This window comes from Chryseolinea sp. T2 (assembly GCF_037203685.1).
Taxonomy (GTDB): Bacteria; Bacteroidota; Bacteroidia; order Cytophagales; family Cyclobacteriaceae; genus Chryseolinea.
On the sequence record NZ_JBBCAU010000002.1, the window covers coordinates 1,064,500 to 1,088,579 of the forward strand.

The window sequence follows — 24,080 nt, forward strand, 5'->3', positions numbered from 1 at the left end:
GTGCTGTTATGCTGAAAAGCGAGAGATTAAAGATCATACGCGGATGGTACCCAAACGCCGTCACGACTATCGATGCCGTAAACCGCCTCGTTGATTTTGTTGAGGGTGATCTTGAACTCGAGCCTTCACAAGTCATGCTTGCCGACAGCATTTGCAGCGACGACGTTAACAGCATTCAATACCCGGTGCGGGCCCGGGAGTTTCTCGGTCCCTTCAAAATGGGAGGCCTCGATGGCTTTCCGTTCACCGGCCTTACCGGGATGGGAGCATTTGCCAGTCACGTACCCGACAACGGCGCGGTGCTGATCTATTATGGTCCGCACATAGGGATAACGCGACAGGGTACACTCGGCGAAATTCATCGCCTTGGCCAGGAGCGGAGGAGTACCTGTTGTGGTGCGGCAAAGGCAGCAACGGACCGGCTATTGAAAAACGAGATCATACCCGGTCACGTCACAGAGCTGGACTACCAGATGAACACGATAGAACAAATTCTTTACGCTCAAAAGGACAGGATCCTAAGCGCCAGGGAACCAATGTTCGAGGCAACAGAAGTCATTTACGAAGCGAGCGACGCCCGAATTAAACAGCTCGTAGCCCAGACTTCATACCATTGCAAGCACGTAATACTGGTAGGCACAATACTCATCAACAGCGACAGCGACATGGGATCATTCCATGCGCTGAAACGCGCCACGCTCATCACGCTCTCCTCTGGTGAGCACCTTGATATTACCAACAGACTGACGTGAGAAACAATTGTGTGTAATCCTGTTTCAAACTAAATATTTAGTTAATTTACCTCCGGGCAGTCCGTCTTTGACGTGGAGCCATGACTTTTACATTTTACATTTAGAGTTTTACATTTTGCGGTTGCACCACTATGCTGAAAGGCAGAGCCAACGACATGCACCTATCTGATACCCTGCGCTCCTTCGCTGTATGTTTCATACTCGCATGGCTCTTGCCTTTTGCCGCCTGCGGTCAGCGTCTATTTGCGAAAAGGATTTTTAGAACGGCTGCAGATTCGGTCCAATACGAATCAATCAGGCAGCAAATCCTTGACAACCTTAAGGCCGATATCAAATCCGACAACAATGCCTTACATGTGAAAGGCGAAAAGTTATTGGTCAAGATAATTCCGTCCTATCAATTCGGTGTTTATTCGTTTTATGATGATCTCATGCGTACTGACAGACCCGACACCATCACGCATCTGGGCCTGTATCTTCTGGAGGGCAGCGAGATCCCGGCAAAGGTCGCCTCATGCGTGAATCTGAAAGAACTGGACATCAGCGGCTGCCATATCCAAAAACTACCGGTATGGCTAGGCAAACTGGCGCATCTTGAAGTTCTCACAATATCCAGGTCAGAACTGAAGCGCTTTAAACTTCGGTACGTAAACAAGTCATCGTTAAAAACTTTAAACCTGGCCTACAACGACCTGCGCCGCATACCCAAAGGGTTGGCTGAGTATGATTCGCTGGAGGAGATGAACCTGTCGGGTAACCGGCTGAAGACGCTTTCCAGAGCTTTGTCCAGGCCGCGCAGCCTTGCCTATGTAAATCTTGGCTACAATCGGGTCCGGCATAACCGGATGAAGACCAACGACAATGTGAAGAGTATCAACTTATCGCATAATGGTTTAAAGAACATGCCATTCTCTCTGGGTGGTTTTAATAAGCTGATCACCCTTAACCTGTCTTATAATTCAATTGCGACAATTGAACGAGAGATCGGAGGCCGACAGTTGCTGGTTGTTAATCTCTATAACAACAGGCTGAAAAAAATACCCGGGAGTATTCTGAGTCTTCCCGGGATGGTCAATCTTGACCTCAGTCACAATGAAATCACGGCGGTGCCGCCGTCGATACAAAAAATGAAAGCACTGAATGTACTGTCGCTGTGGGACAACGAGGTAAGTCAACTTCCTGATGAACTCAGCCGGCTTCCGAATCTTTCAACGCTTTATTTGCAGGACAATCAACTTTCCTATCTGGGGGACAGCCTGTCGAGGTTGCCATTGGTGAAACTGGATGTTGGGTACAACAGGTTGACAACTATTCCGGCGTGGGTATTCCAGAGCGCGGGTATCCAGGAACTATACGTTAACAATAATGACATCACCCGTATTGGCGAGGAGATCCTGGCAATGCCGAACCTGCGGATCCTGTACATATTTGGAAATCCGATCGGGGATGAGCAGGAGCTTCAACGCTGGGTAAAATTGCTGCGGCAGCGCAACGTAGATGTGAAGCAGTAGGCGGGTAATTTCTGCTAACATTTCCGGTTTCGATACCGGCTCAAGTGGCACCCGACCTGGTGAAAATATCTTAAAATAATCGCCATTCCTCCGTTACTTTTTGGCTGGTTCGTCATCATAATGGCAATTGTTTAATGTGAGCATAGTAGCACATGAAAGTGTGCGTTAAGAATGGGGATGCAAACGTTAACAGCAATTAAAAGAAAGAACCTTGATTGAACATGATGACACCAGACTTAATTCCATATGAATGTTCGTCTGACTTGATAATCAGACCATTCGTCGTTTTTATGTTTGCGTCGGCAACGTTTGAAAAAATCATAGGAGTCGAATACGTAAATAACTTGTGGTTTTCACGGAACTGAGTTTGTGTGGTTGGCATTCGTGGTGTAGTTTTATGGGTTCATTGATGAAGACACTTCTCAAGTACTTCCTTTCCATATGCTTGCTTGTTTCGAGCGTTTATACGCTACGCAATGCCTATGCGCATGGGTTGGACAGCGGATCAGATTCCGCAGAAGTGATCTGTCCCGCCCATTCTGCTTCAGATGTCCAGTTGACTGACCAGCAAACCTGGTGTACCCATGTGTGGATTGGTCGTGAAAAGACCACGCACGTCATCCAGGTACCTGTCCTTGAACGTCGCGAGAACGAAGAAGACGAAGATGAGTTTCGTTCTCTTACCCGTTTTGGCCCGGCGTGTATCACCTCCGTATTTCTTGCCTTATCATCCGACAAGCATGACCTGCACAGGTCTGCTTTCCGTTATTGTGACTTATTTTCTCTTCCTTCATCGGGTCGTTACCTGATGCTTCAGGTATTCAGAATCTGATTTCACTTTTTTGTCACTTCAAAGGCCAGGTCCTTTGATTAAAGGGAAGCCGTACGATCCCCAAGATGTTTCGGTTTCTTAATGACCATCTGGTCGCTACCCCATTTTTTCCCAACATCAATTAAAAAATAATTAGGCGTTTTATGAGAGGAATCCTCATGTTCGTGACATGTTGTGCACTGCTTACTTACACAGGCTGCGCATCCAAGAAAGAAGAAAAAGAAGAAGAAGTTAAGTTTCTGGTTACCAATCCTCTTAAGAAGGACACGGTTACTGTAAAGCAGTATGTCTGCCAGATCCGGGCGTTTCAGCATATCGAATTGCGTGCCCTGGAGCGTGGTTATCTCCAACACATTTTCGTAGACGAAGGTCATTTTGTAAAGCAGGGACAGCCAATGTTCCAGATCATGCCAATGCTCTACAAGGCCGAGCTTCAGAAAGCTCAGGCTGAAGTAAAGTTTGCTGAGATCGAATATCAGAATACCAAGTCACTTGCCGACAGCAACGTCGTTTCTCCAAATGAACTGGCGCTTGCCAAAGCAAAGTATGAGAAGGCGAAGGCAGAAGAATCACTGGCTGAAGTTCACCTCGGATTCACGGAGATACGAGCTCCGTTTAATGGCATCATGGACCACTTCCAGGTCCGTCTCGGTAGTTTGGTAGATGAAGGCGACCTGCTTACCACAATGTCTGACAACAGCAAGATGTGGGTTTACTTCAACGTACCTGAAGCTGAATACCTCGCGTACAAATCGAAGGCAGCAAAAGACAGTCCGATGAAGGTCAGCCTGGAAATGGCCGATCACGAGAAATTCCCGTATGAGGGAGTTGTTGAAACTATAGAGGCCGATTTCAATAATGAAACCGGAAACATCCAGTATCGCGCCACATTTCCAAATCCAACCGGACTGCTCCGTCATGGAGAAACAGGAAATATTGAAGTGAGAAAGGTTGTTAAGGACGGTCTTCTCATTCCTCAAAGAGCAACGTTCGAGGTACTGGAGAAGAAGTTTGTTTATGTTGTTGATAAGGACAATAAGATCCGTTCGAGGGAGATAATCGTAGCAGACGAATTGCCACACATTTTTGTAATTAAGAGTGGTCTCAGCGAAGACGATAAGATTTTGCTGGAAGGCTTGCGTCAGGTGCGCGAGGCGGAGAGGATTGATTTCACCATGGTGAAACCTGACTCCGTGTTGAGCCACTTGAATCTATATGCCGAATAACCGATCACTAATCACCGACAATCATGTTTAGTCAGTTTATACGCCGACCGGTATTCGCGATCATTATATCGGTTGTAATCGTCTTTGTTGGGATATTGGCAATCAAGAAACTTCCGATATCTCAGTTCCCGGATATTGCACCTACTACGGTGAATATCTTTATCGCCTATCCAGGATCCAGCGCGGATGTACTGGTGAAGTCTACGCTCATCACGCTCGAGCAGGCCATCAACGGTGTTCAGGACATGCGTTACATAGCTACGGATGCGACCAGCGCCGGTGAAGCTACGCTTCGTATCATCTTTGAACCCGGCACCGATCCGAACGATGCCGTGATTCGCGTGAAGACCAGGGTGGACCAGGTAATGCCTCTGCTGCCTCCACTGGTACAACGCGAAGGTGTAATCATCACACCCATTCAGCCGAGTATGTTGATGTACGTCAACCTCTATTCGAAAGACAAGAGCATGGACGAGAAGTTCCTGTTCAACTACGCTACGGTGAAGATGATTCCCGAAATACAGCGAACGAAAGGTGTGGCCAGGGCGCAGATCCTCGGTAGCCGTCGTTATGCGATGCGCGTTTGGCTTAACCCTGAACGGATGCGCGCCTATAACATTTCCGTAGAGGAAGTGATGGACGCCATCGCCGAACAGAGTATCATTGGTCGTCCCGGTCGTATCGGTCAAAGCTCTGGTATTGCTGCTCAGTCGCTGGAGTATGTGCTCACTTATAAAGGGCGCTACAATAAGGCTGAAGAATACGAGGGCATTATCATTCGTGCCAACTCAGAGGGTCAAAGCATTCACCTGCGCGATATTGCTACGGTGGAACTCGGAAGCGAGTTCTTCGATATTTATTCCAACCTCGATGGCCGTGCATCCGCCGCTATCGTGTTAAAGCAGAACTACGGTAGTAACGCCAGCGACGTTATCGAAAACGTGAAGGAAAAGCTCGAGAAGATGAAAGAGAATTTCCCTCCTGGTATCGACTATAAAATCAGCTACGACGTATCACAATTCCTCGATGCTTCCATTGAGCAGGTTATTGAAACGCTGCGCGATGCCTTCATCCTGGTGGCTATCGTGGTGTTCGTCTTTTTGGGCGACTGGCGTTCGACACTCATTCCGATTCTGGCGGTACCGGTATCACTGGTAGGTGCCTTCTTTGTGATGCAGTTCTTCGGACTATCGATCAACCTCGTAACTCTCTTTGCACTTGTGTTGGCGATTGGTATTGTGGTCGATGATGCGATTGTCGTCGTGGAAGCGGTTCACGCCAAGATGGAAGAAGAACCAGGGATCAGTCCTTACAATGCCGTAAGGAAAGTATTGGGTGAAATCAGTGGTGCCATCATTGCCATTACGATGGTGATGGTGTCGGTGTTCGTTCCTATTTCATTCATGTCAGGTCCTGTGGGAACATTCTACAGGCAGTTCTCCATTACCATGGCGAGCGCCATTGTGATCTCCGCCCTGATTGCCCTTACGCTGACCCCCGTGCTTTGCGCGATGTTGCTGAAGGGTCACTCTCACGGTCATAAGAAGAAGAACCTTGTTTCTAAAGCGCTTGACAGTTTCAACTCTGGTTTCGAAAAGCTTACTGGTCGTTATGTCGGTTTGCTGAAGCATATCGTGAGCAGAAGAGTGGTGACGTTTGGAGTACTATTGCTGTTTTGCGTGGGTATCTGGTACGAGAATCAGGTTGTACCATCGGGTTTCATTCCGAATGAAGATCAGGGTACTATCTATGCGATCATTCAAACACCTCCCGGTTCAACACTTGAAATGACGAACCAGGTTTCACAGCGTTTGCAGAAGATATGCGAGGAGATCGATGGCGTTGAATCAGTATCGTCGCTGGCGGGATATGAAATCATGACGGAAGGTCGTGGTTCCAACGCAGGCACGTGTCTTATCAACCTCAAGAGCTGGTCGGAGCGTCATCATACGGTGAAGGAGATCATGGAAGAGCTTGAAGAGAAATCCAAGGGCCTCGGTGCTATCGTGGAGTTCTTCGAACCTCCTGCGATTCCAGGTTTCGGTACGTCTGGTGGTTTCTCGATGCGTTTGCTTGACAAGACAACGGATACAGACTATCAGGAATTTGATAAAATCAACAAGGACTTCATGGACGCTCTGCGCAAGCGAAAAGAGCTTACAGGTCTGTTCACCTTCTTTGCCGCGAACTATCCGCAGTACGAGCTGGAGATTGACAACTCACTGGCTATGCAAAAGGGTGTTTCGATCGGCAGGGCTATGGAGAACCTGAACATCATGATTGGCAGTACTTATGAACAGGGATTCATCAAGTTCAATCAGTTCTTCAAGGTTTATGTTCAGTCGGATCCCAAATTCAGAAGGTTGCCGTCTGATATCCTTAACATGTTTGTGAAGAATGATCACGGTGACATGGTACCCTATTCGTCGTTCATGAAATTGAAGAAGGGTCAGGGACCGAACGAAATTACCCGTTTCAATTTGTACAACTCAGCGGCTATCCAGGGTTTGCCGGCAAAGGGTTACACGACTGCTGATGCTATTGAAGCCATCCGAGAAGTAGCAGCCCAGACGCTGCCCAAGGATTACGATATCGCTTTCGAAGGTTTGTCGTACGATGAATCGATCAGAGGTAACGAAGCTATTTATGTATTTGCAGTCGTATTGTTGTTCGTGTACTTCGTGCTCGCAGCCCAATACGAAAGCTTCATCATTCCACTTGCTGTGGTGTTGTCGCTTCCCGTTGGTGTGTTCGGATCATTCCTTATGCTTAAGATGATGGGACTCGAGAACAACATTTATGCACAGATCGGTCTTATCATGCTTGTGGGTCTCTTAGGTAAGAACGCCGTGCTGATCGTGGAGTTTGCTGTTCAGAAGCGTCACGAAGGAGCTACGATTTTGAATGCGGCTATTGAAGGAGCAAGAGTACGTTTTCGTCCTATCCTCATGACGTCATTTGCCTTTGTGGCTGGTTTGATTCCATTGATCATAGCAAAAGGTGCCGGCGCTATCGGTAACCGTACCATTGGCTCGTCTGCGTTGGGTGGTATGCTGTTCGGAACAATTTTCGGTGTCATCATCATACCGGGTCTGTACTTCATATTTGGAAGTCTGGCGGACGGACGACGATTGATCAAGCACGAAGAGGAAGACTCACTCACGGGTGATCTCGTACGTGCTATAGATGATTGGTCTGAGACGGAAGAAGATGCCGAAGAAGTTGGCGTTAAAAGCAATGAAGACGACGTTAAAAGCAATGAAGATGACGCTAAGAAATAATTTGCACAGATCGTTAATCGGCTGTTTGCTGTTGATGGCATCGGCCTGTGTCCCTACCGTTGTTCCGAGGAAGGAGCGTACTACGACGCCTGATCAGTATTCAACCGGTTCCCGCGATAGCGTGAACTCAGCAAGGGTGAACTGGAAGGAGTTCTTTACAGATCCCAATCTGACAGCGCTCATCGATACTGCTTTGCACAACAATCAGGAGTTCAACATTGTTACTCAGGAGATACAGATTGCGCAAAACGAAGTTCGGGCACGCAAAGGGGAGTACCTTCCATTCCTTAGCATCGGCGCTGGTGCCGGTGTTGATAAGGTGGGTAAGTATACCCGCAACGGGGCGGTAGAAGAAAATCTGGAGATTGCTCCCGGCAAGGCTTTTCCTGAGCCGTTGCCAGACCTGATGCTGTCAGCAAATGTTTCATGGGAAGCCGACATCTGGAGGAAGTTGCGCAATGCAAAGAAGGCAGCGGCACACCGTTACCTGGCGAGCGTTGAAGGCAGAAACTTCATGGTTACGCACTTGGTGGCAGAGATCGCCAGCTCTTACTACGAGTTGATGGCTCTTGATAATCAATTGGTGATTCTGAGACGCAACATCGAGATCCAGACAAATGCACTCGAAATCGTAAGGCTTGAAAAGCAGGCAGCGAAGGTTACCGAACTGGCTGTACGCAGGTTCGAGGCCGAAGTGTTAAAGAACAGGAGTACACAGTTCGATATACAACAGCGCATCGTGGAAACGGAGAACAGGATTAATTTCCTTGTAGGCCGTTATCCACAACCCGTGCAGCGCAACACTCAGGACTTTGCATTGCTCGTGCCACCCGTGATCCAGGCGGGTATACCTTCACAATTGCTAACGAATCGTCCTGATATTCGTCGTGCGGAGCAGGAAATGGAGGCATCAAAACTTGATGTGAAGTCGGCGCGTGCAAACTTTTATCCCAATCTTCGCATAACAGCGGGAGCGGGATACAATGCATTCAATACGCAGTTCTTCTTCAAGTCTCCGTCGTCGTTAATATATTCGGCAGCAGGTGAGCTCATCGCTCCGATTATTAACAGAAATGCAATCAAAGCATACTACAATTCGGCTAACGCGAAGCAGATACAGAGCGTTTATAACTATGAGCGTTCTATACTAAATGCTTACGTCGAAGTTGCAAACCAGATGTCGAACATCAGCAACCTGGAGCAAAGCTATGCTTTGAGGCAGCAGCAGGTACAGGCTCTTACAGAATCAATTAACATTTCAACGGGATTGTTCAAGTCGGCGCGTGCCGACTATATGGAAGTGTTGTTAACACAACGCGACGCGCTCGAGTCTCGCTTCGAATTGGTCGAGACGCGCATGCGTCAAATGAACGCGGTGATCAATATCTACCAGGCACTGGGCGGAGGTTGGAACCCGTAAGATCTAGGCCGTTGTAAAATTGTTCGTGGTTTAGCGATAAGCAGCCCAGTCTGATCACTGACCATCGAAGGATCACAACGATTAAAAGAGGTTGTCGAAAGGCAGCCTTTTTTTTTGTTGCGGCGCCCGGACGACTTGTCCTTCATCGGCCTGTCATCGGTCTTCCATCGGACTTCCATCGGACTTTCATCGGAGTCGCATCGGAGTTGCATCGGAGTCGAATCGGACTTTAATCGGACTCGTCCAGTCTTCATCGGACTTTTGATCTGGTCCGGAAGATCCTTACCTGTGCTTTCGGACCTTTTCGCGTTGATCAAAGATGCACCGCAATCCCGATCAACGAGAGGCAGTGTACGTGGACCTTTGCCGTGTTGCTATTTGGACGGGCCCTTTTTTGAACTGACGTACGTCGCCACCTCACCCACAGGTGCAATCCAGATCCCATTCGCGGGATCCTTAGCATAGGCCAGTAGTTGTCTCAACATGGATAGCCGCGTCGTTTGATTTCCGCCTTCAGCCATTTCATGGCCTGCTAGTACAAGCCATTGATTATTGTTTCTGGCCTGTTTCAGCAGCAAAAGAATTTCTTCGAAATCTTTTCCGTCTGATTCCATTCCTGTGAGCTGAGCAAAGTCACAGAACTGCGGGTCGTTCGGGCCTTCATCGAGCCATCCTCTTCCGGATTGAAACAATTCTGCAACGGTAGGTACATAGCTTTTGGTTTCTTTTCCTCGGCCTACAAATTTCTGTCCGCAGGGGTAGGCGAATTGTTTCGCCGTTACGCCCAGAAGCTGCTGTATCTTTTTGTTGGCTTCAACAAGCTCGTCTTTCATTTGTTTGCTGCTATAATTTTCAAGCGCCTTCTGCCGTGCCCAGGGAAAGTTACCGGTGCAGGGGTGATTCAATGAGTGATTGCCGATCTCATGGCCGCTGGCGACGGCCTTCTTCCAACCTTCGAGTCGTTGTTCGACAGCAGAAGGAACCACATAAAAAGTCGCCTTTGTGCCAAACTCGTCCAGCAGCGCAGTACCACCTTCAACCTGGCTAAACCGTCCATCGTCAAATGTGAGGGAGAGAGCCATCTGTTTTCCCTCGGGCCAGGCAAATGTTTTATCCTGGGCATGAGCGGCCAGAGAACAGGCGATGAATAGAATGAAGGTAAGAATTAGTGAATCGGATCTCTTGTTCATAATGATTGTGAATTCCTGTTTGCGGGTTTAAAACAATTTAGTGGTTTAAGTGGTTGGATGTTGAATGATTTAATAGCTCTAGTGATTTTGTTTCAGGAAAGCGAGAAGGTCGGCCATTTGCTTGTGGTCGATCTTAGTTGCAAAGTCCGTGGGCATCACGGACATGTTTAGTGACTTTAAGGATTTGATATCTGAGCGGTTGATGGTTCTGTCTGCGCTGCCGATATTCTTCAGAGTTATTGCACCAGGTGATTCACTGGCAACGATACCCTGCACACTTGTGCCATCATGAAGTTCGACGCTGCAAAGATCAAACCCACTGGAGATCGATTGACTTGGTTTGATGATGTTGGATAGTATTGCTTCGGCTGACCAGTTGTGAACGGTTCCCAGGTCTGGTCCAACACTTACGCCCATCTGTCCCCGCACCTGATGGCACAATGCGCAGTTCTGCTGATATACTTCCTTTCCATGCTGTGCATCGCCCTTCAACGTAAGCACATCGGAGAGGCTACTGCGCACTTCAGCTTCATCATTTGCGGTAAAGAGTTTTCTTGCGCGGTCGCGGAGCGGCACGTTGGATTGTGCCATCAGTCCCACGCGCCTCGGCCAGGCAACTGCCGATGCGGGTATCTTATTACCTTCCAAAGCGCCAAGCAATAAATCAATACGGTCGTCGTCTTCTAAAAATGTTCCAACCGCAGCGTCGTGGACCTCGGGTGTGAGTGTTGACCACCGTGAGATAATTGCCTTTGACACTGTAGTTCCCGGAATGTCGCTTAGAGATCTCAGTGCAGCGAGTTGTACAGGCATGGGCTGTCCTGGTGCCAACAGATCGAGAAAGACATTTTGTTGCTTTGCAGATTTAAGCAGGCCGAGGAAGTCTATGGCCAGAGCACGGCGAAGGTCGGGCTGACTATTGTCAACGGCAAGGCTGGACGCCTTTCGCACTGCGTCCTCAAGCGCAGCGTCTCGCTGCAATTGGGTAGTCCTTAATAATCTCAGGGCGGCATTTCCAACGTCGGTGGAAGGATGATTGAAGATCACTCTGGTCAGAGCAGTTTGATCCGGAGGAGAAGCTGACTGCTTTTTAGCCGACCGACCCCGCGCCATTCCTTTCAGGATGGCAGCCTGAACAAGATCGTGATTTGTTACAGTTGTTTGAGGAACCTGCGTTGCGAGCGCCAGTAGCTCGCGTTCCTTTAGGTGGTTGCTCGTGGCGATCATCGCGCTTAGACGTTCAATCAATAACCGATAGTCATCGGGATGATCGCTTGCTCTCCTAACTACTTCATCAAACAGCCCACCCGTTGTGACGTCAGGGGAAGAAAGCGCAGCCACCTGAATCCACGGATCTTTAAGGTCCTTAAAAAGTATCTGCCGTCGCACCTGTTCGGCTTCTTCAGAATTGACCGAACCGACAGCACACAGCAATTGATAGCGAACTCTTGCATCTGGATCACTTGCCAGTGAAAACAATGGAGTTAACAACTCCTTTTCTTTTGACAATCGCAGTTCGGCGAGACGAATGGCGTTTTCCCTGACTCCGGCTTCAGAATCCTTCAATGCGCTGGCAATGGTTGCTGGCGAAAGGGACTTCAAAGCATCAAGCGTCCATAAAGCGTGAACTCTTCCGGCGGATGATGATGCGCTGGTAGCCCCCCGTTGCAATTCTGGAATAACGAGAGAGTCCCGACGATCAATCAACAGTCGTTGAGCATTCATTCGCCACCAGATATTCTTATCTGATAACTTTTTAACCAGCGCGTCCGAAGTCATGTCGTTCATGTGAACACCTTTTGTCCAGGCTGGTGGTTCCATTCCATCAGAGGTGATGCGGTAAATACGACCCCTGTTGGAATCATTGTAGAGTTTACCCGATTTGATCACTTCTTCACCCATCCATTCTGGATGTTCTATAATCTGTCGGTAGTAGTCGACGACATACAACGCACCATCCGGACCGATGTACAGGTTCACCGGACGGAACTTTGCATCACGCGATGCGAGGAACTCGCCGTGCTCGATGATACGACTCGCTACGAACGAGGATCCTTTTGAAGCAATCTTGTCGACATGCACGAGATTGCTTACCGGTTCAGCAACAAAAGTGACTGATTCATCATACGGTGAAGGGAACGCACCACCGAGATAGGTCGTTAGCCCGCATGCAGAAGTAATAACTCCAACATCCGTGAGCAGCTGATGCTGCGGGTTTTGGGTGATGGGGAATACCTCGGCGGCTTCACCATGATCGGAGATTGATTCTGTAGCATCCGAGACCAGAAGGTTCTTATTCCTTTGCAGATAGCTCGCAGCGACGGCTTCATAATAGATGTGATTTGCATTGCCGACAAGAAAATGACGGCCCCATTTGTCGAATGTGTGACCAAACTGAGTGTGCCCCGAAGTTTCTTCAAGCTTCATCTCGTCCGGCTTGAAGCGTACAGACCTACCGTTGGCATTGACGCCCAGGCGGGGAGATGACTTGTGCTGAGGGAACAATACCTCCGCGCCCGGATCTCCAAATTCCTTTTGATAAGTATCGGTAGAGACAGCACCTTCGTGAGCAAGATAGATCCAGTTGTCGATGCCAAGCAATGGTGAGTTGAGGTTGTGCTGTGGATTAGATAGTGCAAATCCGGTGAGCACTGTGTCGCGTACTTCGGCCTTACCATCACCATTCGTGTCTTCGAAATACAATACGTATGGTGCATCCGTGACGAGAACGCCCTCCTTCCACCGCATAACGCTGTTGGGCAGAACGAGGTTGTCGGCAAAGACGACGCTGCTGTCCATTCGTCCGTCGCCGTCTTTATCCAGCAGTAGTTTAACTGTGCCTGTTCCACTTTTGTCGAGAGGATACCCGGGCATTTCAACGACATATAGTCTTCCGTCTTCATCGATTTCCATATCAACCGGATCTCCGAGGAGCGGCTCAGACGCAAGAAGCTCAATTTTGAATCCTTCAGGTAATTCAAATGAAGTCAATGCGGAGTCAAGTGGAGAATGTTCACCTGATTGACGCCGCTCATCACAGGCAACTGCTGCGATAAGAATGTATAATGAGCAGAAGAAAACTAACGGAGATGGTGTGCGACGGGCCCTGAAGTGTACTTTCATCATAATCAGAAATGCATTTTAAGTTTATGAAAAGACGTCACATCTCAAACAGCGCAACCTTTGAACGGTAAAATCGCAACATGCAAAGTTGGTGTAACGTGCATCGCCGGTGATTGTGCAAAAACCTTTGTTTTGATATCAATTTTGGCGAATCGGACTATGCTGATGAAGATTCTCAAGAAATCTTCCGAAGATATTAAAGATCACGTGTGCAGACCTTTTACTATAGAGTAGTGACTTACGTGATGTGATGATGCAATCGTTTTAAATTATATGAAAAAGTTGTTTTTACTTTTTTCGCACATTATCTTCATTTCACTACTTCATCACAACAGGCCATGGGAAAAGTAAGAGACATCTTACAGATTAAAGGTCCAGGTACCTTTTCTGTCCAGCCGGCCACCACAGTTTATCAAGCATTGGAACTGATGGTAGAAAAGAATATTGGTTCATTGCTTGTAAGCGAAAATGGGAAGTTCGTCGGCATCTTTACAGAGCGCGATTACGCCCGAAAGGTTGTTCTGAAAGGAAAAACCTCAAAGGATACCATGATCGGAGAGATCATGACGGAGAATCCAGTCACTATTTCACCTGAGGATTGCATGGACGATTGCATGCAGTTGATGACGAACAGATTTATTCGTCACCTGCCAGTCGTTGATCACGGCGATCTTATTGGAATCATTTCCATTGGCGACGTGGTGAAATTCATTATCGAGGAACAGCGATACATTATCGAAGACCTCGAGCACTACATTACCGGACATCATTCCGAGTCTATCTAAGAAAAAAGAACTTAACGTACTCATCGGGTCGTCAATGTGACTTTGAAAATTATCTGCTGGAGGCGGATAGGTTTTGAATACATCAATTGAAAATTCGGTTCCCCTGTGGCCCCTGTTGCTCTACGGAGCAATTGTGCTGACTCTTGTCGGTGCAATGCTGGGTTTGTCTTACATACTAGGACAACGCCATAAGGAACGAGCGACCGAAGAACCATACGAAGGAGGGATCTTAAGCGACGGTTCGGCGCGCATACGTTTCTCATCTCAATTCTACATGATCGCCATGCTCTTCGTCATCTTTGATGTTGAGACCATTTTCATCGTTTCCTGGGCAATTGCTTTTAAGGAACTTGGATGGTATGGATATGCAGGTGTATTGATATTCGTCATCCTGCTCGTGGTAGTGCTTATCTACGAATGGAGGAACGGTGCACTGGACTTTGGCCCCGACGGCGGAAAGATCCTTAAAGCGTATAAAAAGTTGATTAAAAAAGAGTCTGCATCATAGATGACCATCACTATACGGCAGCTATTAACCTGCAGTGGAGAAGTACGGTCAATGAACATAACTGGTAATTGAACAAATCCTTAGAGAGATGAATTGGTGGTTAACAAAACCTGAGTCGCCGGCCCAAACTGAAAGAGGTACAAGTTCCCTTCAGGAGACGGTGCAAAAAAGTATCATGCTCACCACTGTTCAGGATTTGCTGGCATGGGGAAGAAAGAATTCGATGTGGCCATTTCACTTTGGTTTATCCTGTTGCTTCGTTGAGATGGCAACCAGTATGACACCGAAGTATGATGTAGCTCGTTTTGGTGCAGAGGTAATCCGCGGTACTCCGCGCGAGGCGGATGTGATGATCATAGCGGGTACAGTATTTATCAAGATGGCTCCCATCATCAAACGACTTCACGAGCAAATGATGGAACCGCGCTGGGTGATTTCAATGGGATCATGTGCGAACTCCGGCGGTATGTATGACATCTACAGCGTGGTTCAGGGCGTCGACAAGTTTCTCCCGGTCGATGTTTATGTTCCTGGATGTCCGCCGCGGCCCGATGCATTTATGGAAGGTCTCACATTGCTCGCCGAATCGGTAGGGAAGGAGAGACGTCCACTGAGCTGGACCATTGGCGACCAGGGAGTTATCAAAACTGAAAAAATTGCTGTTAAGCAGCGTCGATATGAAGCACGTAAGGCGATGACGACTTTCAGATCGCCCGATGAAATCTAACCGGTCTTATTCCTCTGCGAATAGGTAAATGAAGTTAAGGACAAACCATAAAAGCGAGTATGAGCGATTGATGCCCGAGAACTGACTAACGATTGAATAACTGAACAAAAGTTCAGACATCGTATGGAAACCGACATGCGTCTAACGGAACAGCTGAAGCTGAGATTCGGTGATATTGATATCATCGAACAACCCACGCAGGATGAAATGCTCACCCTGTGGCTGCCGTTGGAAAGATTGAAAAATGTGCTGTACTATCTGAAGAAAGAGATAGCCCAGCCCTTCATCCTTTTGTACGATCTTACCGCCATCGACGAGCGGACCCGCAAAAAAGATCGCGATTACCCTTCCCCTTATTTCACACTTGTTTACCATCTGTTCTCGTTCGACCGGAACAGCTTTCTCCGCATCAAGTCAGCGCTTGCGCATGACCATCCCGTTGCGCCCAGCATCACTTCATTCTGGGCAAATGCCAACTGGTATGAGCGCGAGGTGTATGACATGTTCGGAATTGAGTTCGAGGGTCATCCTCACCTGAGGCGCTTACTCATGCCACAGTCGTGGAACGGGCATCCTCTGAGAAAGGAACATCCTGCGCGCGCGACAGAAATGGGACCTTTCAGGCTATATGATGAGAAGGTCGACTTCGAGCAATCATTACTTCAGTTCAAACCGGAGGAATGGAACCTGCAGCGTCAGAGCGATGATTCTGATTTCATGTTCCTCAATATTGGTCCTCAACACCCGGGCACTCACGGTGTATTGCGCATCGTGCTTCAGCTCGACGGTGAGGACATCGTTGATGCTATCCCAGACATAGGATTTCACCACCGCGGCGCCGAAAAGATGGCGGAGCGTCAATCATGGCATACATACATACCGTATACCGACCGCGTTGACTACCTAGGTGGTGTAAACAATAACCTTGCATACCTGCTGGCAGTTGAAAAACTCGCAGGCATTCAGGTACCCGAAAGAGCACAGGTGATTCGCGTGATGATGTGTGAGTTCTTCCGCATTGCCAGTCACCTCGTGTGGTATGGAACCTTTGCTCAGGATGTTGGTCAGTTGTCACCCGTGTTCTACATGTTCAGCGATCGTGAAAAGATCTTCGACATCGTGGAAGCCGTTTGTGGCGGACGCATGCATCCAAACTGGTTTCGTATCGGCGGTGTTGCACAGGACCTCCCGAAAGGATGGGAGACGCTCGTTCAGAATTTCATCGACTACTTCCCGAAACGTCTTCGTGAGTACGATGCCCTAGTAATGAAAAACAGTTTGTTCAAAGCCAGAACCGTTGGAATAGGCATCTTCACACTACAGGAAGCAATTGAATGGGGAGTAACAGGAGCTGGACTGAGAGCCTGTGGATTTGATTGGGACTTCCGCAAGAAGCGCCCATACTCTGGTTATGAAAAGTTTGACTTTGAAATCCCAACAGCAAGCAATGGAGACTGTTATGATCGTGCGCTGGTTCGTGTCGAGGAGATGCGCCAGAGCCTGCGCATCATCGACCAGTGTTTGAAGAATATGCCCTCCGGACCATACAAGTCCAGCCACCCACTCGCCACTCCCCCCGTCAAAGATTTCACTCTCCAGGACATTGAAACTCTCATCACACATTTTCTTAATGTGAGCTGGGGACCTGTTATTCCTTCGGGAGAAGCGATGAGCTGTATAGAAGCGACAAAGGGAGCGAATAGTTATTACGCGATCAGTGATGGGAACACGTCGCCATATCGCATGCATATTCGGACGCCTTCATTCGCGCACATGCAGATGATCCCATATATCAGCAAAGGATATACGGTGTCTGATCTGCTGAGTATACTGGGTGCGATGGATTATGTGCTTGCTGACATAGACCGCTAATAACTGAATTGAATGGAACTGATGAACAAGTGAAAGCTGAACTGAACTGCTTACTGATTTAAAATTGAACTAAACTGAGCTGCTATGTTAACCGCCGATGAAATAACTGAGATAGACAAAGCCATCAGTCTGGTGCCTGTCCGAAAGGCAGCGGGAATTGAGGCGCTAAAGATCGTTCAGCAACGGCGGCGCTGGATATCCGACGAGACGCTTCGCGACGTAGCAAGTCACATGCAGATGAGTGCAGAAGAGCTCGACTCCGTGGCAACTTTCTATAACCTTCTGTTCAGGCGTCCCGTAGGCCGGCATGTAATTCTTGTCTGCGACAGCATCAGCTGCTGGGTGATGGGATATGAAAATCTTGTTAACGCATTGCAGGAGCGGTTAAACATCAAGTTCGGTGAGACGACCAGAGATTCAAGATTCACGTTGCTTCCCAACTGTTGCCTTGGATGCTGTGATGGTGCACCTGCTCTGATGATCGACAACGATTTGTACAAGAATGTCACCGCAGACCAGCTTGGTGAGATACTGGGTATTTACGAATAAAACGAATGGATACAGTCATGGAAAAACCGCTCACCGAACATATTCGTCCTGATGGAAAACCTCTTTCATTGAAGGAGTATGAGGCCGTTGGTGGATATTCGGCGCTGCGAAAAGTACTGGGCGGGATGGCGCCAAAGGATGTACAACTTGTAGTGAAGGACTCGAATCTTCGGGGCAGGGGTGGTGCCGGATTTCTCACGGCGCTGAAGTGGAGCTTTGTTCCACTTGATGCACCTAAGCCGAAGTATCTCATCGCGAACGCAGATGAGATGGAGCCCGGCACCTTCAAGGACCGCATTCTTCTTGAGAGCACGCCTCATCAACTTATCGAAGGAATGATTCTCGCTGCCTTTGCCATTCAGGCAAGTGAGTCGTTCGTATTTCTTCGTTGGGCATACAAAGTTGCAGCGCATGCTATTGAGAAAGCAATTCATGAAGCTTATGATGCAGGGTATCTCGGTAATAATATTTTGAAATCGGGCTTTGATCTCGATATGCATCTGCACACCGGCGTTGGGCGCTACATGTGTGGTGAAGAAACTGCGTTGCTTAATTCTCTTGAAGGAAAGAGAGCTACACCACGCGCGAAACCTCCCTTTCCTCAGATCAGCGGCTTGTTCGGAAGACCCACCATCGTGAACAACGTTGAGACACTGTGTAACATTCCTCACATCGTGAACAAAGGTTCGGATTGGTTCAAGCGACTAAGCCGAACGGAGGATTCAGGAACGAAGATCTACGGTGTAAGTGGAAAGGTTAAACGCCCGGGCGCATGGGAATTGCCTATGGGTGTAACCATGCGCGAACTCATCGAAGAGTATGCTGGTGGAATGCAGGACGGATTGCGTTTCAGAGGAGCATTACCTGGCGGCGCATCAACTGACTTCCTGGTGGAGGAGCATCTCGACGTCCGCATGGATTATGCGGGAGTTGCCGCGGCGGGTAGCCGTCTCGGGACGGGAACACTGGTTGTACTTGATGACCACACTTGTCCCGTTGGATTTGTAAAGAACCTTGAACATTTTTTTGCGCAGGAATCCTGCGGCTTCTGCACACCGTGCCGGGAAGGACTTCCATGGGTGGAGAAGACCCTGCAAAGCATAGAAGATGGCAAAGGCAGAGAGAAGGACATTGACCTTCTTCATATGCACACTCGCTATCTGGGGCCAGGCAACACGTTCTGCGCATTGGCGCCGGGCGCGATGGAGCCGCTTCAGAGTGCGCTTAAGTATTTCAAGTCCGACTTCGATCAGCATATACACGATCATCGCTGTCCATATCACGCTATACCTGCAACCTTAGAACACGCTTAGCATGGCTATCATTTTCATCGACAACAAAGCTTATGAAGTTCCCCCGGGCCGCAACATGCTTGAGACCTGCCTGACCCTGGGTTTTGATCTGCCGTATTTTTGCTGGCACCCCGCATTGGGATCGGTTGGTGCCTGTCGCCAGTGCGCGGTAAAAGTTTACAAAGACGCCGACGATAAAAAGGGACGGTTGATCATGTCGTGTATGGAGCCCGTTACAGACAAGCAACGGATATCGATCGTTGATCCTGAAGCAAAAGAGTTTCGCGAGCATGTGATTGAATGGCTGATGACTAACCACCCTCATGACTGCGCAGTTTGTGATGAAGGCGGATCGTGCCATCTGCAGGACATGACCGTGATGACGGGTCACAATTACCGAAGATTTCAATACAAGAAACGTACTCATCAGAACCAGTACCTGGGACCTTTTGTCAACCATGAGATGAACCGTTGCATCCAGTGCTACCGTTGCGTACGGTTTTACAAGGATACAGCCGGCGGCAAAGACCTCGATGTGTTTGCGTCGCGTGGCAATGTTTATTTCGGTCGTTCAGAGGAAGGTGTTCTGGAGAATGAATTCAGTGGCAACCTGACGGAGGTTTGTCCAACAGGTGTCTTTACAGACAAGACGCTGAAGGAACATTACACACGCAAATGGGACCTGACCATGGCGCCCTCAGTTTGTCATCACTGCAGCCTTGGTTGTAATACGATTGCCGGAGAACGCTATGGAGAGTTAAGGGTGATCATGAATCGTTATCATGGCGAGGTAAATGGCTATTTCATTTGTGACAGAGGGCGGTATGGTTATCAGCATGTGACTGCTCCGGACCGTATTCGAAAGGCACAGGTGGGAGATAAGGAAACAGACCGGCACCACGCATTGAATGAAATTGCGCGGGTGTATGGCCCGGGCAATAAAGTGATTGGCATTGGTTCGCCGCGCGCATCGCTGCAATCGAACTTTGCATTGAAGACCCTTGTCGGAAAAGATAATTTCTATCACGGTGTTTCTGACGAGGAACACAGACTTACCGAGTTCGCTATCCGCATACTGAAAGATGGATCAGTTGAGGCGGCAACAATCAAAGACGTCGAACATGCCGACGCGGTGCTGGTCCTGGGCGAAGACCTGACGAATACGGCGCCGAGAATGGCGCTGGCCGTTCGGCAGGCAGGTAAGCAATCGTTCCTTCCTTCAATCAATAAAATAGGGGTACCGTCGTGGAACGATGCGGCAGTTCGTGAGGTCATCCAGGATAAGACAGGGGCAATATTCATTGCAACTCTGGAACCTACCAAACTCGATGATGCGGCTTCTGACGTTTATCGTGGGGCACCTGATGATCTCGGAAGATTCGGACAGGCTATTGCACATCTCATGGAGGAAGCAATTCCGGAAGTGTCCGGCCTCACTGCAGAAACACGCGATATCGTTGAGCGAATAGCTGTGGCGTTGTTGCGCGCCGACCGGCCGGTCATCATCTCCGGTACATCACTCGCAAACCAGTCGGTCATGAAAGCTGCAGCCAACATCGCCTGGGCACTTCACAAGAAGAACAGTCATGCGCGGCTGGCATTTACATTCTCCGAATGCAATTCCATGGGGCTTGCTTTGATGGGCGGTCGTCGTCTCGATGCGGCATTTGATGCTGTTCGGAACGGCCACGCCGACACGGTCATCATCATGGAAAACGACCTGTATCGTCATAGCCGGAAGGAGCTCGCTGATAAGATACTTTCACAATGCAAAAATGTGATTGTGTTTGATTGTCTTCCGAATGGGACAACGCAGAAGGCATCAATTGTTGTACCCGCAGGAACGTTTGCCGAGTCGGACGGGACGATGGTCAACAACGAGGGCCGCGCACAAAGGTTCTTCCAGGTGTTCGAACCGGCCAATGACATTCAGGAGAGCTGGAGGTCTATTCTCAACATCGGCGATCTGGTGAGTCATCCGAGGCTGATGAAGTGGAAAAATTTCGAAGAGCTTACTAAGGCACTGGCAGAGGAAGAACCCTTACTTTCTGGTGTAGATAAAGTTTCTCCTCCGGCTGATTTTAGAGTGGCGGGTCAACGAATTCCGCGTGAGCCCCATCGCTACAGCGGACGCACTGCCATGCAGGCAAACATCAATGTTTCGGAACCAAAACCGCCTGAAGATAATGATTCGGGAATGTCATATACGATGGAAGGTTATCGCGGCATTCCTCCATCGAGTATGATTCCGTTTTTCTGGTCGCCCGGCTGGAACTCGGTGCAGTCGGTGAACAAGTACCAGCAGGAGGTAGGGGGACCGTTGTCGGGAGGTGATCCAGGTCTGCGACTTATTCATTGCACGAATGATTCTCCGAAGTTTTTTACCGACATACCGGAGCAGTTCAAGCCGATGGATGGACGATTGTGGCTGCTGCCTTCTCATCACATCTTTGGTTCAGATGAATTAAGCGCGCGTTCTGCGGTATTGCAGGAGCGCATTCCAAAGGCCTATCTCATTATATCCGAGGCATCGAGAGTAGAGATGGGTATCCATGAAGGCGAGGAGCTTTCATTCGAGGTAGCTGGCCGCACGTATTCGTTGCCCCTGAAGTTCAGCGCAACGCTGCCAAAAGGCGTTGCTGTGATGCCGATGGGTATTGATGGTATTCCGTACGTAGACCTTCCGTCGTGGGCCCTTGTGAAGGAGCACCATATGGCAGAGGTGGTAACAGTAGATGTTAATGCGAAGAAAAATCAATGAAGGTAACATGACACTCACACCACATATCTGGATAGTCTTCGGCGTACTGGCAGGTTTGCTGATCATAGCGCCGGGACTCATTTGGCTTGAAAGAAGAATGCTTGCCCTCTGGCAGGACAGGTACGGCCCAAATCGTGCAGGACCGTTTGGAGTGCTCGTAGTGCTTGCTGATACGCTCAAACTTTTCTTCAAAGAAGACTGGATACCACCATTTGCAGACAAATTCGTATTTGTGATTGCACCAGCGATCGTTGTGGTGACAGTCTTGCTAAGCTTTGTCGTGATACCATTTGCGCCCGGCGTTATCGTCGCAGATCTGAACATCGGCATATTGTTCTTCCTCGCGATGTCGTCGATGGGAGCTTACAGTATTATACTCGGCGGATGGGCATCAAACAATAAATATTCACTTCTCGGCGCAATGCGTGGCGCGGCCCAGATGATTTCCTACGAAGTATTCATGGGGTTAGCAATCATGGGCGTTGTGTTGCAGGCCGGCTCTTTCAGTTTGCATACTATTGTCGAGGCGCAACGGGGACTATGGTTTATCATTCCGCAGTTTGTCGGGTTCGTCATCTTTCTGATTGCCGGCATAGCGGAAACACACCGGCTCCCATTTGATATACCAGAGGCGGAAAGCGAACTGATCGCAGGTTTTCACTCTGAGTATTCGGGTATGAAGTTCGGTATGTTCTTCGTCGGAGAATATCTCGGAATCATGCTGATTTCTTCTGTGATCACCTGCCTGTACTTCGGTGGATGGATTGGTCCTGCATTTCTGCCGCCCGTAGTATGGTTCCTAATTAAGATGTTTGCCTTCATCATGTTCTTCATATTACTGCGTGCATCGCTGCCACGCCCCAGATATGATCAGCTGATGGAATACGGTTGGAAAGTACTCTTTCCACTAACGCTCGTGAATCTGTTGGCAACTGCCGGTATCATTCTTTATATGAACTCTTAACCTAAGCGATTATGTTCAGTATCATCCGAAGCATGTGGATCACATTTCTTCATATGTTTCATAAACGCGAGACAATTCAATACCCTGAAGAAAAAGTAAAGCTTCCTCCGCGATGGCGTGGACGCATCGTGCTCACGCGTGACCCCGACATGGGAGAACGTTGCGTTGGATGTTATCTCTGTGCTGCCGCATGCCCTGTTGATTGCATTTCGCTTCAGGCCACACAAGATGAACATGGACGACGTTACCCTGACTTCTTCCGGATCAACTTCTCACGCTGCATCTTCTGTGGCTTCTGTGAAGAGGCTTGCCCTACGCTGGCAATTCAGTTAATCCCTGATTTTGAAATGGGTGAGTACGCGCGGCAAAATCTTGTTTACGAAAAGCATGAGCTGCTGATTGATGGTCCTGGTAAGTATCCTGGATACAATTATTATAAAGTGGCGGGAATGTCTATTCAAGGCAAAGACAAAGGCGAAGCGATCAATGAGTCAGAACCGGTGGATGTAAAGAGCTTGCTGCCTTAACGCCTGCGCTCGTACCTCAAATGCAATGGAGTGAATAAAGCAAGTAATAATTGAATTGGTATTCTTAATAGGTCCATCATTTCAAATCAAAGGTTAATACAGTCATGGTAACATTCTATATAGCAGGATCGGTAGCAGTGCTGGCCACCATTATGGTGATCACCCGCTACAACATGATTCACGCACTTCTGTACCTGGTCATATCATTTCTGGCAATAGCCATAGTGTTTCATGTCCTGGGAGCGCCCTTTATGGCGGCACTTGAAGTGATTGTGTATGCCGGGGCGATCGTGGTGCTCATCATCTTCGTGATTATGATGCTAAACCTGAAACAGGAGTCTGTGGATCAGGAACGTCAATGGATGTCGAGAAGGTTGCTGATTGGACCTGCCATTCTATCTGTTATCCTCCTTGCTGAATTGATATATATCATTTCAACGACAGACACCGGAGCTATTGAGCAACCGGCCCTTGATGCAAAAGCTGTGGGGCTCAGTCTGTATGGTCCTTATGTAATCGGCGTAGAGCTGAGCGGGATTCTATTGATGTCAGGTATCGTAGGAGCTTATCACCTGGGAAGACAAAAGAAGAAGGTTGTGCACAGATTTCTTGAGGTTCAGGAGCCATGAGTCGTGGCAGGAGCTATGAATTTATGTCAGGTCGTTTAAATAGATTCATTAACTGAAGTATGACTGATGAATGACCTCGCCATAAAGTAGTGAAGCGAAGTTAAGTGAAATCTCAATTTTTAACAATCAAA

18 protein-coding genes are annotated in these 24,080 nt (G+C 48.5%); 16 read left to right on the forward strand and 2 right to left on the reverse strand.

The genetic code is table 11. The annotated features are described in order from the left end of the window. Positions 1–8: 8 nt before the first annotated feature. From WBG78_RS09140 to WBG78_RS09165, 6 genes are all read left to right on the forward strand, one after another. Positions 9–752 (forward strand): hypothetical protein, encoded by a 744-nt coding sequence (locus tag WBG78_RS09140; RefSeq protein WP_337326100.1) that lies wholly within the window; start codon positions 9–11, stop codon positions 750–752. A gap of 131 nt (positions 753–883) precedes the next feature. Then, positions 884–2,263, forward strand: a complete 1,380-nt coding sequence (locus tag WBG78_RS09145; RefSeq protein ID WP_337326101.1) for a leucine-rich repeat domain-containing protein — start codon at positions 884–886, stop codon at positions 2,261–2,263. 409 nt (positions 2,264–2,672) lie between these two features. Next, a complete protein-coding gene (locus WBG78_RS09150) occupies positions 2,673–3,095 on the forward strand; it encodes a hypothetical protein (RefSeq protein ID WP_337326102.1) in 423 nt (140 codons plus the stop codon). Positions 3,096–3,238: 143 nt separating this feature from the next. Then, a complete protein-coding gene (locus WBG78_RS09155; RefSeq protein ID WP_337326103.1) occupies positions 3,239–4,321 on the forward strand; it encodes an efflux RND transporter periplasmic adaptor subunit in 1,083 nt (360 codons plus the stop codon). A 23-nt stretch (positions 4,322–4,344) separates the two neighbouring features. Continuing rightward, positions 4,345–7,602, forward strand: a complete 3,258-nt coding sequence (locus WBG78_RS09160; RefSeq protein ID WP_337326104.1) for an efflux RND transporter permease subunit — start codon at positions 4,345–4,347, stop codon at positions 7,600–7,602. After that, the gene (locus WBG78_RS09165) at positions 7,559–9,022 is read left to right on the forward strand and encodes a TolC family protein (protein ID WP_443092775.1); all 1,464 of its coding nucleotides are present in this window, start codon (positions 7,559–7,561) and stop codon (positions 9,020–9,022) included. Before WBG78_RS09160 ends, WBG78_RS09165 begins: the two co-directional genes overlap by 44 nt. Positions 9,023–9,396: 374 nt before the next feature. Here WBG78_RS09165 and WBG78_RS09170 read toward each other — a convergent pair whose 3' ends face one another. Beyond that, positions 9,397–10,212: a polysaccharide deacetylase family protein gene (locus tag WBG78_RS09170; RefSeq protein WP_337326105.1), complete on the reverse strand. Its 816-nt coding sequence runs from the start codon at positions 10,210–10,212 to the stop codon at positions 9,397–9,399. 78 nt (positions 10,213–10,290) lie between these two features. After that, on the reverse strand, positions 10,291–13,338 hold the full coding sequence (locus tag WBG78_RS09175) for a PVC-type heme-binding CxxCH protein (RefSeq protein WP_337326106.1): 3,048 nt from the start codon (positions 13,336–13,338) through the stop codon (positions 10,291–10,293). A 335-nt stretch (positions 13,339–13,673) separates the two neighbouring features. Between WBG78_RS09175 and WBG78_RS09180 the strand changes: the two genes are divergently transcribed. The 10 genes from WBG78_RS09180 to nuoJ all read left to right on the forward strand — a co-directional run bounded on the left by WBG78_RS09180 (position 13,674) and on the right by nuoJ (position 23,949). Further along, complete coding sequence (locus tag WBG78_RS09180) at positions 13,674–14,120, forward strand: CBS domain-containing protein (protein ID WP_337326107.1); 447 nt, start codon at positions 13,674–13,676, stop codon at positions 14,118–14,120. Between the two features lie 73 nt (positions 14,121–14,193). Continuing rightward, complete coding sequence (locus WBG78_RS09185) at positions 14,194–14,628, forward strand: NADH-quinone oxidoreductase subunit A (RefSeq protein ID WP_337326108.1); 435 nt, start codon at positions 14,194–14,196, stop codon at positions 14,626–14,628. An 88-nt stretch (positions 14,629–14,716) separates the two neighbouring features. Further along, positions 14,717–15,355 carry an NADH-quinone oxidoreductase subunit B gene (locus WBG78_RS09190; RefSeq protein ID WP_337326109.1) on the forward strand — a complete coding sequence of 213 codons (639 nt, stop codon included), beginning with the start codon at positions 14,717–14,719 and terminating at the stop codon, positions 15,353–15,355. Positions 15,356–15,451: 96 nt separating this feature from the next. After that, entirely contained in the window at positions 15,452–17,227 is a 1,776-nt protein-coding gene (gene nuoC, locus WBG78_RS09195; RefSeq protein ID WP_337326255.1) for an NADH-quinone oxidoreductase subunit C/D, read from the forward strand. Between the two features lie 84 nt (positions 17,228–17,311). Continuing rightward, entirely contained in the window at positions 17,312–17,776 is a 465-nt protein-coding gene (gene nuoE / locus WBG78_RS09200) for an NADH-quinone oxidoreductase subunit NuoE (protein WP_337326110.1), read from the forward strand. 17 nt (positions 17,777–17,793) lie between these two features. Further along, on the forward strand, positions 17,794–19,089 hold the full coding sequence (gene nuoF / locus WBG78_RS09205; protein ID WP_337326111.1) for an NADH-quinone oxidoreductase subunit NuoF: 1,296 nt from the start codon (positions 17,794–17,796) through the stop codon (positions 19,087–19,089). Between the two features lies 1 nt (position 19,090). Then, entirely contained in the window at positions 19,091–21,829 is a 2,739-nt protein-coding gene (gene nuoG / locus WBG78_RS09210) for an NADH-quinone oxidoreductase subunit NuoG (protein WP_337326112.1), read from the forward strand. Continuing rightward, positions 21,810–22,793, forward strand: coding sequence for an NADH-quinone oxidoreductase subunit NuoH (gene nuoH, locus WBG78_RS09215; protein WP_337326113.1), 984 nt, complete (start codon positions 21,810–21,812; stop codon positions 22,791–22,793). The genes nuoG and nuoH overlap by 20 nt, the downstream gene beginning before the upstream one ends. A gap of 11 nt (positions 22,794–22,804) precedes the next feature. Continuing rightward, positions 22,805–23,320 (forward strand): NADH-quinone oxidoreductase subunit NuoI, encoded by a 516-nt coding sequence (gene nuoI, locus WBG78_RS09220; RefSeq protein ID WP_337326114.1) that lies wholly within the window; start codon positions 22,805–22,807, stop codon positions 23,318–23,320. A gap of 104 nt (positions 23,321–23,424) precedes the next feature. Continuing rightward, positions 23,425–23,949 (forward strand): NADH-quinone oxidoreductase subunit J, encoded by a 525-nt coding sequence (nuoJ, locus tag WBG78_RS09225; RefSeq protein ID WP_337326115.1) that lies wholly within the window; start codon positions 23,425–23,427, stop codon positions 23,947–23,949. The last annotated feature ends 131 nt before the right edge of the window (positions 23,950–24,080 follow it).